This is a genomic window from Corynebacterium sp. KPL2861 (assembly GCF_040225475.1).
Lineage (GTDB): Bacteria > Actinomycetota > Actinomycetes > Mycobacteriales > Mycobacteriaceae > Corynebacterium.
This window is the reverse complement of sequence record NZ_JBEHFW010000003.1, coordinates 101,097-112,816: the sequence shown is the minus strand read 5'-3', so window position 1 is coordinate 112,816 and position 11,720 is coordinate 101,097. Positions and strand designations below refer to the sequence as shown.

The following is an 11,720-nucleotide window of genomic DNA, read 5'->3' as shown; positions in this document are numbered from 1 at the left end:
TATTAGCGCTCGACAAAGCCGCTTTCGCCCTTTGCGTCCGCCCACTGCTCGACCACCAAATCGACGCTGCCGGGACGGCGGGTGGTGCTTGGTTGCTCATTCAACAGTTCCAAGAGCTTCTCGCAGTCTGTGCGCGGCCCCTCAGCAACAACCTGCACGCGGCCGTCTGCCAGGTTGGTCGCATGCCCAGAAAGGCCTAATTCCAGAGCGCGCGAGCGCGTCCACCAGCGAAAGCCCACTCCTTGCACGTTGCCGTGCACAAAAGCCGTCATTCTTTCCATGTCACTGCTCCATCCTCATTAGTAGCGATCGGCCTCGCCGCGATCGCGCAAGATTTTACGGTCCGCAGCGCTGCGGCGGGTCACTGGGTCAGAACCGTCCCAGCACTCCACGCCGGGCACACCCGGAAGCATATCGCGATGGAAGACCGGATCGACTCCCTTACTGCGCTGCTCGTTGAAGTTCTTCAGCAATTGAATGGCCACGCCGGATAACGGAACAATGGCGATGATATTCAGGATCACCATCGTCGCCGCACCGGTATCCGCCAGGGCGAAGACCAATGGCAGGGACCCGACGGCACCGAACCAGACAAAGAACAGCACCACGAGGCGGAAAATATTCAGCACCGTTTTATTCGTGGTGAGGTATTCCAGGTTGGCTTCTGCCAAGTAGTAATTGCCCAAGATGGAAGAAAAGGCCAGAAAGAACAAGATGAAGCTGACGAAGTGAACGCCCCAGTGACCAACCTCGGCGGACAAGGCCGCCTGGGTAAGGGAAACGCCCTCGGCCTTTTCGCCGTAGGCTACTTCCGGGCCGAGCAGGATCAGGAAGGCGGTAATGGTACAGACCACGATGGTGTCGAAGTACACACCCAAGGTCTGCACCAGGCCCTGCTTGACCGGGTGGGAAACGGTGGCGGTCGCCGCCGCGTTAGGTGCAGAACCCTCGCCGGCCTCGTTGGAAAACAGGCCGCGCTGGATGCCCTTCATCATCGCGGCGCCGATGCCCGCGCCGGCGATTTCCTTAAAGCCGAGCGCGTGGCCGATGATATCGCCCAGCATGCCCGGGACCTTGTCAAAGTTCGTAATGACCACGAAGCCACCTATGAGCAGGTACGCCAGGGCCATAAACGGAACGACTACCTGGGTGATATTGGCAATGCGCTTCACGCCGCCAAAAATGATGAAGCCCGCGGCAATCGCGATGATGATGCCAATGATGGAGCCAAAGGTGGCATCGTCTTCGCGGCCGAAGGAAAAGGCCACGGCCTCAGCAATGGCGTTGGTCTGGAAGGAGTTATAGACCAAGCCGAAAGTAAAGACGATGGCAATAGAGAAAAGAACGCCGAGCGGGCCCCAGCCCAGGCCACGCTTCATGTAGTAGGCCGGCCCGCCGCGGTACGTATCGCCATTGCGGACCTTCCACAGCTGCGCCAGGGTGGATTCCACGAAGGCGGTCGCACCACCAAGAAGGGCGATGATCCACATCCAGAAGACGGCGCCAGGTCCGCCTACGGAGATGGCCACCGCGACGCCGGCAACGTTGCCGGTGCCCACGCGCGATGCTGCGGAGATGGTAAATGCCTTAAATGCGGAGATTCCCCCGCTTCCTGCGCCCTCGTCCTCATCATCGCTGTTGGGTCGCTCGACCACGGCGCGCAGCATATCGGGTACCTTGCGAATCTGCACCACCGCGGTACGAGCGCCAAATAACAGGCCTGCACCGATAAGCAGCCAGGGCAGGATGTATGTCCACACGCCATCGTTAAATGTCGTGACGACATTTTCGAGAAATTCCATGCGAATTAATTTACTGCCTGAAGGTGCACAACGTGAATCTCACGGGTGCGAGATTATTGGCAGTGGGGGCAATAATGGCTCGAGCGGCCCCCGATGACGGAGCGCGCAATGAGCGTGCCGCAGCGGGAACATGGCTGGCCAGCACGGCCATAGGCCGCAAGCGAGCGCGCAAAATAGCCGGATTCACCGTTGACGTTGACGTACAAAGAATCAAAGCTCGTTCCCCCCGCTTTGAGGGCGGCAGACATCACGGTCTGTGCCGCGCTCAATAGCGCCACGGCATCTTTCTGCCGCAGCGCCGAAGCCTTCTTGCGCGGTGAAATGCGCGCTGCCCACAGCGCTTCATCGGCGTAGATATTGCCAATTCCAGATACCAGCGTTTGATCCAATAGCGCAGTTTTTGCCGCCGTTTTCTTTTGCCGCAGGCGGCGCGCGGCGCTAGCTATATCAAAATCGGGTTCCAGTGGGTCCAAACCGATATGCGAAATCTTGGACCACGGCGCATACAGCCAGTATCCAAAGGTGCGCTGATCCACAAAGTGCAGCTCGGTGCCATCGCTGAGCCCTACCGTGATGCGGCGATGCGGCGAATCGGTAGGGCCGATGCGCAGTTGGCCCGACATGCCTAAGTGAATAAAAAGCACGTCGCGGTGGCTATCCATCGGGTCCTCCCCCACGAATTCCAGCCACATGAATTTGCCGCGACGGGCGACCGCTGCGATTTCCTTACCCACTACAAGGTCCGCTAGCGGTTCATCTTGGCCGCGGTTCGCCCGCGGATGCGCAATGTCTACCGCCGTAATCTCTTTGCCCACGACGTAGCTTTCCACCCCGCGGCGCACCGATTCTACTTCGGGCAATTCTGGCATTAGTTAGCCTTCTTTATGGGCGGTCCCTTGCACCAGCAACGGGGTTTCGCGCAGGGTTTGGCATGCCTCTTGCGCGGCCTGCTGCTCCGCTAATTTCTTATTATGGCCCTGCCCATGGCCCACGGTCAGCCCAGCGACGGTGGCAACCGCGCTGAAGGTTTGATCGTGTTCTGGGCCGGTAGCGGTAGCCGAATAGACCGGCATGGGCGCCTTCAGCTCGGCGCACAGCTCTTGCAAGGTGGTCTTCCAGTCCAAGTGGCGGCCACTAACGGAGGCATTATCGATCTTTTCCGCGAATAGGCGCAGGATTACATCGCGGGCGGTTTCAAAGCCGTGCTCGCGGTAAATGGCGCCGAAAATCGCCTCGGTGGTATCCGCAAGGATGGAATCCTTATCGCGCCCACCGGTGGACTGTTCGCCCTTGCCCAGCAGAATATGCGGGCCCAGGTTGATTTCACGCGCGATATCGGAAAGCCCATAGCGCGAGACGATGGACGCACGCATCTTCGAGATATCGGATTCGGGGCGCGATGGATACGTCACGTATAGCTTCGCCGCCACCGATAGACCCAAGACGGCATCGCCCAAGAACTCGAGGCGCTCATTATTAGGCAGGTGCCCGTTTTCATTAGCAAAAGAACGGTGCGTCAGCGCCAACCGCAGGTTTTCCGGTTCAAGGGAAACACCGAGCGATTCCAAAAGCGGGGTGTGATCGACCGCCGCAAAGGTGGCCTCCCATGCCTCTTGCCCGGTTAGCTTCTTCTTGCGGCTCATAGGAATTTCTCCAGACCTGCCCAGCGCGGGTCTATCTTCTCCTCTTCCTCTTCTTCCCCGGAGATTCCGGTGGTCACACCCTCTGGGGTCTGAATATCGCAGCCGTCTTCGCAGACGGGGGCGAAGGGAAGGTTCAGGCCGACTTCATCAATCACCGCCTGGAGAAGATCCAGCTCATCGTCTTGGATTTCGGGGATTTCATCGCCCGAACCGGCATCGTCAGAATCGGCGCCATCGCCGCTGACAAAGGACTCATCGGCAGCAAAAACCTGGGTCACGTGCAAATCCAGCTGCGGGTGTAGCTCTTTTAAGCAGCGCGCACACTCGCCCGTGAGAACACCCGAGATATCCGCATCAACCAGAACGCCTGAACCCAGCGGGGTCAGGGTCGCGGCAACGGTGAGATCTTCGCCTTTGGGGATGGCGATCATTTCCACGCCGATCCTTTCCGGTGCAGGGCCCGTCTGGGTGCGTTGTTCCGGCATTGCGTCAGTGCCTTGGGCGTTTAGTAATTCGCCCACATCGAACTTCAATGGAGATGTCATAACAGTTGGTAGTCTACCCTGCCTCGCAAACTCCGCGTAGTTGCTGGCACGACCGCATTTTCTGGCAAGAAACTGAAGGTTTGGGCATAAAGCGCTATGGCTTGCCGGTTTTCCCTTTCCTGCAGGCCGCGGCGGCCTTAGCCTGAAAGCATGACTTACCACTTGGCCGCGGCCTCAGGAGATTTGAGCGCTATCGCTCCTAGATTCGGAGTGTTGTGCTGCCTTCCCGCCACCTTCTTGGTCATCTCTGGGTTAGTCCTCCATCGCCTGCCCAAGGCTGACCACTCTGGCATCTACGGCGACAAGGGCCTGCGCCTTTCCTCCGCCCTCATCCTCAGCACGTGTGCGGGGCTTATCGCCGGCGCGATTTTGGTCATTCCCTCCGGCCTCGACCTCACGGTGCTTACCGGCGCCCTTGTATTTTCCGCCAGCGCCGCCGCCATCACGTGGCTCTCGCGCGAAGCCCTTGCCTGCGCGCTGCTTTGCGTCGGCGCCATGTTCCTGACCGCAGGCGCGGTTATTAGTCTTAGCGCGATGTTCTTCCCCCAAGACTTTATGAGCGGCTCGATGACCTCGCTCACCTCCTACTTCACCACGTCCCTGGTCACCTTCCTCTTCCCCGGCCTGGTCAGCGCGGGGATTGTAGCCTTCGTAGCGGTCCAGAGCCAGCGCCCTCACCCTGCTACGAATACTGCTGACGCCGCGCTTGCCGATGCCCCCTCATCGTCCCCCACGCCGCGCTATTCCAACTCGCGCAGCTCGGTCTAGCCTCCCACAGGCACAATAAGTCCTGCTGCACGGCGACGCGGTTTTCGCAAATCACCCGTGCAGCAGGACTTTTTAAGCGTCGTGCCTTTTCGCCAGAGCGGTTAGCGCTCGGTATAGCGGCGCTCGTAGCCGTCGCCCTCACCATAGCGCGGGGCGCTAGCACCACCGCGGGAAGAACCGGCGTTCGTGGACGGCAGGTAGTCGCCGCCGCGAGAGCGCACGCCGGCCCCACCGCGCAGCGCGGAACGATCGGAGTTTACGGTGCGCAGGAGGCCGCTGAGGGAACTTTCAAATTCGCTAAGCTTGCTATCTACAAAGTCATCGCACTCCGTGCGCAGCCGGTTGGATTCGGTGTATGCGGTCTCCACGATCCGGTTGGCTTCTTCGTTGGCACGGCGGACGACTTCAGACTCAGAGACCAAACGTTCTTGTTCTTGGCGGCCCTCAGCCACCGAGCGTTCGTATTCCTCGTTGGCCTGAGCAATGGTGCGGTCTGCATCTGCGCGGGCTTGCTCAACGGTGGACTGGGCGCGTGCCTCGGCATCGGCCACTAGCCGCTGCGCATGTTCTTCTGCCTGCGCAACCGTGGTATCGGCCTCTTGGCGCGCCTGGCTCACCATGTCGGTGGCCTCCGCAGACGCCTCATTAATGGTGTTATCCGCACGCTCTTCGGCGCCGCGGATAATCTCGTCTTGCTTGTCTAAAACGTCCTGCGCATCGTCGATTTCTACGGGCAGCGCGTTGCGCAGGTCATCGAGAAGCGCCAGCATCTCATGGCGGGGAACCAAGCAATTGGAGGTCATGGGAAAGCCAGAAGCCTGCTCCAAATGCTGAACTAATTCATCAAGGGATTCAAAGACACGGTACATGCTGGGAATTCTACAACGCGCCACCCCGCATTGTGTGGAGGGCGCGCCCTGGATCCTCAGGCCAATGCAACGAAGGCTAAAGCTCTCCGAGTTCAATTCGCTTCCCGTGTGCGATTAACCCATTTTCCCTCCACATACCCGCGGCACTGGCGCATTCAGCCGCATTGTCCGCGTGGCTCTAACTCAAGACCAACCCGATCCTTCTAGGGCTGGCCACCGAGCCACCAAAGGGCGACAGCACGTGCCGCAGCAATGCAAAAGCTCCCCGTCTCCCCGCGGGTGCGGGGAAATGGGGAGCCGTGGGTTAAGGGAGTTTAGATAACGCCCTGTGCCAGCATGGCGTCAGCCACCTTCTTGAAGCCGGCGATATTGGAGCCAGCCACGTAGTCGCCTTCACGGTCGTATTCCTTGGCCGTGTTGTCGATGTTCTTGAAGATGTTGCTCATGATGCCGCGCAGGCGGTCATCGGTGTACTCGAAGGACCAGGAGTCGCGGGATGCGTTCTGCTGCATCTCCAGTGCAGAGGTTGCCACGCCACCGGCGTTGGCAGCCTTGCCGGGTGCGAAGTTGATCTTGGAGTCCTGGAATACGTGTACCGCATCCGGGGTGGACGGCATATTGGCGCCCTCTGCAACGTAGCGGACGCCGCCCTCGACGAGCTTCTTGGCGGACTCGCCGTCGAGCTCGTTCTGGGTTGCACACGGCAGTGCAACATCAGCCTGGACGTCCCAGATATTGCCGCCCTCGTGGAACTCCACACCGTTGCCAGCTTCCTTGGCGTAGGTGGAGATGCGCTCGCGGCGAACTTCCTTGACATCGCGAAGCAGGTCAACGTCTACGCCATTCGGGGTGGTGATGTAGCCGGAGGAGTCAGACATTGCGACGACGGTAGCGCCCAATTCCTGTGCCTTTGCGGCGGCGTAGATGGCAACGTTACCGGAGCCGGACACGATGACCTTGGCGCCATCGAAGGACTCGCCGTGGGTCTTCATCATTTCTTCGGTGATGTAGACGGCACCGAAACCGGTCGCCTCGGTACGTACCAAGGAACCGCCCCAGGTCAGGCCCTTGCCGGTCAGGACGCCGGACTCGTGCTGGGTGGTCAGACGGCGGAACTGACCGAACAGGAAGCCGATTTCGCGGCCGCCAACGCCGATATCGCCGGCAGGAACGTCGCGGTACTCGCCGATGTGGCGGTGCAGCTCGGTCATAAAGGACTGGCAGAAGCGCATAACTTCCTGCTCAGACTTGCCCTTCGGGTCAAAGTCGGAGCCACCCTTGCCGCCACCGATGGGCAGGCCGGTCAGGGAGTTCTTAAAGATCTGCTCAAAGCCCAAGAACTTAATGATGCCCAGGTTTACCGAGGGGTGGAAACGCAGACCGCCCTTGTACGGGCCGAGCGCGGAGTTGAACTGCACACGGAAGCCGCGGTTGACCTGCACCTCGCCGTTGTCATCAACCCATGGGACGCGGAAGATGAGCTGGCGCTCTGGCTCACACAGGCGCTCAACCAGACCGTAGTCTGCGTAGTGTGGGTCCTTATCCAGGACGATCTTGAGCGAATCCAGCACCTCGGACACCGCCTGGTGGAATTCCGGCTCACCGGCGTTGCGCTTGAGTAGCTTGTCGTAGTACTCAGAAATCTGGCTATCAACAGACATAGTGTATAAATCCCATTCTCGTGGAGTTTGACTAGCAGGAACTAGTTTCCTATCAATCTACCGATAATGCAAGTACAATTATTTCTCAGTCCCCCAATTACCCGCTTTCACCTGCGGCAATAAAGATAAATATTTTCTGTAGGACGTTCGGATTCCTAGCAAAAAGCCGCGGTGCGGGTCGCGGGCTTTATAATCGCGGGCATGCATATTGTCGTCGCGCCTGACTCTTTTAAAGGTACCGCTTCTGCCACAGAAGCCGCAGCCGGAATCGCCAACGGAATTCGCCAGCACTGCCCCACCGCCACCGTCACCACCTTGCCAATGGCCGATGGCGGCGAAGGCACCGCACAGGTGCTGGCCCAGGCCGCCGCGGCGGGCGGGCAAGAAACCCAGACCATTACCCTTCCCACCACGGATGCGGTGGGGCGCTTGACCGAAGCGCAGTATTTCCTCGCTGGGCACACGGCCTTCATCGACGTTGCCGCCGCCACCGGACTGCCCGCGGTCCGCGACGCGCTCGATCCCCTCCACGCGGATTCTTATGGCACCGGCGTGCTGCTTGCCGATGCCCAATCCCGCGGCGCCACCTCCATCGTGCTCTGCCTTGGCGGCACGGCCAGCATCGACGGTGGCATGGGCATCCTTGCGGCCCTCGGCGCCGCCGCCCACGATGCACGCGGCTATGCCCTGCCCAAGGGCGGCGCCCCATTGGTGCAGCTCGATTCCATCGATACCGCGCAATTAAACATCAAAGCGGGCATGGTTGATTTCACGCTCTTGGCCGATACCCGGGCTAAGGCCATGCAGGCAGCCACCATGTACGGGCCACAAAAAGGCGCAGAGGGCGAGCAGGTTGCCCTGCTTGCAGGTGCACTTCTCCAATTGTGCAAGGTCACCGGCACAGATCCAGAGACTGAATTTACCGGTGCGGCAGGCGGCATCCCCATCGGCCTTACCTGGCTTTCTCGCACGCTATGGGGCACCGATGAGCACGCCCGCGTCGTTTCTGGCGGGGCCCACGTGGCGAAGGCCCTCGGCCTCCCAGAAGCCATTTCTCAGGCGGACCTCGTCATCACCGGCGAAGGCGCGTTTGACGAGCAATCCTTAACCGGCAAGGTCGTCGGCACCGTCGCGGACCTGGCGGCGGAGTCCTCTACCCCGGTTGGCATCATTGCCGGGGCCATCAATCAGGACACCGAGCACTTCACCGCGGAGCTAGATCAAGAAGGAGGGATGCCGGAGCAGCTGGCTAGGGCCGCCCGGGACATCGTCAAGCAGCTGGGCTAAGGGCGAATCTCGACCGTCCACGGAAAGATGGCGGGGCGCTCATGCGCCAACTCATCCTCCAGCAGCACATGATCCTTGGGCAATACGGCGTGCGGCGTGAGCAAACGCGACAGCACCATAGCCAGCTGGTTCACGGAGCCGGTCGCCCCCTCCACCGCGATGTTATAGCGGTGGGCGTGCGCTCCTTCTAAATCGCGCTCTTCATGTTCATCGCGGTAATTTTGCTGCAGTTGTTCCTCCAAGCCCTCAGGGAACTGGGGATCTGCCGGGCGAGTAACCTCGGCGGAGGTAAGCGATCCGCCCGCTACCAGCTTATCGGTGGCAGTGGTGAAAATTTCCTCCACGCGGTCCGCTTGCTCATCTGGAACCAATACATCGAATTGAATAGTCGGCATATAGCTGACCCTACCCTAACCAAAGGGATGAAAACTATGTCTTATTCCACAAACATCGCTTCCGTGGTCCACTCTGCGGATACTGACCTGGCGTGGCAGCGGGATTTTTACGAAGATCTGCACCGCCACCCCGAGCTTTCCCACGAGGAGGAACGCACCGCGGCGCGCATCCGCGCCAAGTTAGCGGAGTTTGATTGCGAGGTAGAAGAAAACATTGGCGGGCATGGCATGGTCGCCATTTTCCGCAACGGCGATGGCCCCACCGCGCTCATGCGCGCCGATTTCGATGCCCTGCCGGTCAAGGAGGCCACCGGCGTGGAGTATTCCTCGACCAATGACTACATGCACGCCTGCGGGCACGATATGCACACCACGGCCCTACTCGGTGCCTGTGCGCTTCTCGATGCCTCCCGCGACACTTGGTCTGGCACCTTCCTCGCCCTGTTCCAGCCGGCGGAGGAATCATCCATGGGCGCGAAGTACATGATCGCCGATAACCTCACCGAGCGCATCCCCCGCCCCGATATTTGCTTAGGCCAGCACATCATGCCGGGCCGAGCCGGCACCGTCCGCCACACCGCCGGCCCCATCATGGCCGGCTGCGATTCCCTGCGCATCCGCATCTTTGGTAAATCCGCCCACGCCTCCATGCCGCATAATTCCATCGACCCGACCTATACCGCGGCGATGATCGTCAGCCGGCTCCAAGCCATCGTCGGCCGCGAGGTAGCCCCGCACGAGTTCTTCGTCATCTCCGTGGGCGAGCTGCATTCTGGCGATAAAAACAACATCATCCCGGATTCCGCCGAGCTTGTGCTCAATACCCGCTTTTATGATCCAGCCCTGGCGGAGAAGGTCTATGCCTCCTTAGAGCGCATGGTAAAAGCCGAGTGCGTGGCCTCCGGCTGCGAGAAGGACCCCACCTTCGAGTACTACGCGCACGGCGAGGTCACCGATAACGACGCCGCCGCGTATTCGCCCATCGACGAGTCCTTTGCGGCCACCTTCGGGGAAGCATCCGTTACCGCCTCGCCCTCGACCGCTTCCGAAGATTTTTGTTACCTGCCACAGGCGTGGGGCGTGCCGTACGTCTTTTGGCACGTAGGGTGCACCCCCGAAGCAGAGCTGGCCGATCCCCCGGTCAATCACCAGGCCAACTTCCTGCCGGATTACGAGCCCACGGTCAAGGCTTCCACCCAGGCCGCCCATGCGGCGGTGCTGGCGTACCTGGGCGCGTAAACCTTGCGCCTTCTGGCATAAAGAATCCGCCGCGTCTCCCTTTGCTCAATGGAGTGTGGAGGCGCGGCGGATTTTTCAGTGCGCTAGTCCTTGATGGTTTCTCCCAAAATGTGGCACTGAATCATGTTGGTATTGCCGGAGATTCCCGGAGGGGTACCTGCAACGACGACGACCAAGTCATTCTCGTCGTACTCGTCCAAATCCAGCAGGTACTTATCGATAGCCTCCATCATCTCATCCGTGGACTTGACGTCGGGGCTCAAGAAGGTCTCAGCACCCCAAGTCAGCGCCAGCTGGGAGCGCACATCTTCATGCGGCGTGAATACCAGCAGTGGCAGGTCAGAGTGCAGGCGAGCAACGCGCTTTGCGGTATCGCCGGAAGAGGTAAAGGCAACAATGGCCTTGGCATTCAGGCGCTCTGCAATATCGCGGGCGGAATAGGACATCACGCCGCGCTTGGTGCGCGGGACGTGCGCCAGCGGCGGGACCTGGCCATCGGTCTCAGAACGCTTGACGATGCGCGACATGGTCCGCACCACGTTGTGCGGATCCGCACCCACGGAGGTCTCGCCGGAGAGCATCACCGCATCGGCGCCGTCGAGCACGGCGTTGGCCACGTCGGAGGCCTCCGCGCGGGTCGGGCGGGAGTTCTCAATCATGGAATCCAGCATCTGGGTGGCCACGATGACCGGCTTCGCGTTCTCGCGGGAAATCTGGATAGCACGCTTCTGGAATAGTGGCACCTCTTCCAGCGGAACCTCAACGCCCAAGTCACCGCGGGCAATCATCACGGCGTCGAAGGCCAAGATGATGGACTCGAGGGCATCGACGGCCTCGGGCTTTTCCAGCTTGGCGATGACCGGCACGCGGCGGCCTTCCTCGTCCATAATCTCGTGGACCTTGTCGACATCGGCAGGCGAACGCACGAAAGACAGCGCGATGTAGTCCACGCCGAGCTGCAGGGCAAAGCGCAGGTCTTCGATGTCCTTCTCAGACAGGGCCGGCACAGAAATGCTCATGCCGGGCAGGGAGACGCCCTTGTTATTGGATACGGGGCCGCCCTCGGTGACCTCACACACCACGTCGTTGCCGTCTACTTCCTTGCAGACGACGGCGACCTTGCCGTCATCGATAAGCAAGCGATCGCCAGGCTTCGCGTCTTCTGCCAAGCCTTTGTAGGTGGTGGATACGCGGTCGTGGGTGCCTTCGACATCGTCTACAGTGATGCGGACGATTTCACCGTTATCCCACTGCTCTTTGCCGTTCTTAAAGCGGCCGAGGCGGATCTTAGGGCCCTGGAGATCGGCCAGGATGCCTACGTTCCTGCCGGTCTTTTCGGTGGCTTCGCGGACCCACTTGTAATTGGCTTCGTGATCCGCATGCTCGCCGTGCGACATGTTAAGGCGCGCGACGTTCATGCCGTCTTCTACAAGGCGCAAAATTCCGTCCCCGCTGGCTACAGCGGGGCCGAGAGTACAGACAATTTTGGTTCTTCTATCCAGCATTATTGG

General features: G+C 60.2%; 12 protein-coding genes. 3 read left to right on the top strand and 9 right to left on the bottom strand.

The genetic code is table 11. From position 1 onward, the window contains the following. Positions 1-2: 2 nt before the first annotated feature. From ABRP84_RS03360 to ABRP84_RS03340, 5 genes are read right to left on the bottom strand one after another with little or no spacing between them, the layout of a single operon-like run. The gene (locus tag ABRP84_RS03360; protein WP_349852719.1) at positions 3-281 is read right to left on the bottom strand and encodes an acylphosphatase; all 279 of its coding nucleotides are present in this window, start codon (positions 279-281) and stop codon (positions 3-5) included. Positions 282-299: 18 nt separating this feature from the next. Beyond that, the gene (locus tag ABRP84_RS03355; protein ID WP_349852718.1) at positions 300-1,802 is read right to left on the bottom strand and encodes an alanine/glycine:cation symporter family protein; all 1,503 of its coding nucleotides are present in this window, start codon (positions 1,800-1,802) and stop codon (positions 300-302) included. Positions 1,803-1,855: 53 nt separating this feature from the next. After that, positions 1,856-2,671 carry a bifunctional DNA-formamidopyrimidine glycosylase/DNA-(apurinic or apyrimidinic site) lyase gene (gene mutM, locus ABRP84_RS03350; protein ID WP_349852717.1) on the bottom strand — a complete coding sequence of 272 codons (816 nt, stop codon included), beginning with the start codon at positions 2,669-2,671 and terminating at the stop codon, positions 1,856-1,858. Between the two features lie 3 nt (positions 2,672-2,674). Further along, a complete protein-coding gene (gene rnc / locus ABRP84_RS03345; protein WP_349852716.1) occupies positions 2,675-3,445 on the bottom strand; it encodes a ribonuclease III in 771 nt (256 codons plus the stop codon). Continuing rightward, positions 3,442-3,990: a YceD family protein gene (locus ABRP84_RS03340; protein ID WP_349852715.1), complete on the bottom strand. Its 549-nt coding sequence runs from the start codon at positions 3,988-3,990 to the stop codon at positions 3,442-3,444. The genes rnc and ABRP84_RS03340 overlap by 4 nt, the downstream gene beginning before the upstream one ends. 150 nt (positions 3,991-4,140) lie before the next feature. On the opposite strand from ABRP84_RS03340, the gene ABRP84_RS03335 reads away from it, so the two are divergent. Then, positions 4,141-4,758 (top strand): hypothetical protein, encoded by a 618-nt coding sequence (locus ABRP84_RS03335; RefSeq protein ID WP_349852714.1) that lies wholly within the window; start codon positions 4,141-4,143, stop codon positions 4,756-4,758. A 101-nt stretch (positions 4,759-4,859) separates the two neighbouring features. On the opposite strand, the gene ABRP84_RS03330 is transcribed toward ABRP84_RS03335, so the two are convergent. Continuing rightward, a complete protein-coding gene (locus tag ABRP84_RS03330) occupies positions 4,860-5,627 on the bottom strand; it encodes an SPFH domain-containing protein (RefSeq protein WP_349852713.1) in 768 nt (255 codons plus the stop codon). Between the two features lie 314 nt (positions 5,628-5,941). After that, complete coding sequence (gene gdhA / locus ABRP84_RS03325) at positions 5,942-7,288, bottom strand: NADP-specific glutamate dehydrogenase (protein ID WP_023022958.1); 1,347 nt, start codon at positions 7,286-7,288, stop codon at positions 5,942-5,944. Positions 7,289-7,489: 201 nt separating this feature from the next. On the opposite strand from gdhA, the gene ABRP84_RS03320 reads away from it, so the two are divergent. Next, positions 7,490-8,575, top strand: a complete 1,086-nt coding sequence (locus ABRP84_RS03320; protein ID WP_349852712.1) for a glycerate kinase — start codon at positions 7,490-7,492, stop codon at positions 8,573-8,575. Here the strand turns inward: ABRP84_RS03320 and ABRP84_RS03315 are convergent. Further along, positions 8,572-8,970 (bottom strand): hypothetical protein, encoded by a 399-nt coding sequence (locus tag ABRP84_RS03315; protein WP_239269987.1) that lies wholly within the window; start codon positions 8,968-8,970, stop codon positions 8,572-8,574. The genes ABRP84_RS03320 and ABRP84_RS03315 overlap by 4 nt on opposite strands. Positions 8,971-8,997: 27 nt before the next feature. Between ABRP84_RS03315 and ABRP84_RS03310 the strand changes: the two genes are divergently transcribed. Further along, entirely contained in the window at positions 8,998-10,209 is a 1,212-nt protein-coding gene (locus ABRP84_RS03310) for an amidohydrolase (RefSeq protein WP_502879775.1), read from the top strand. A gap of 83 nt (positions 10,210-10,292) precedes the next feature. Here ABRP84_RS03310 and pyk read toward each other — a convergent pair whose 3' ends face one another. Next, complete coding sequence (gene pyk, locus ABRP84_RS03305; RefSeq protein WP_198010487.1) at positions 10,293-11,711, bottom strand: pyruvate kinase; 1,419 nt, start codon at positions 11,709-11,711, stop codon at positions 10,293-10,295. Between the last annotated feature and the right edge of the window lie 9 nt (positions 11,712-11,720).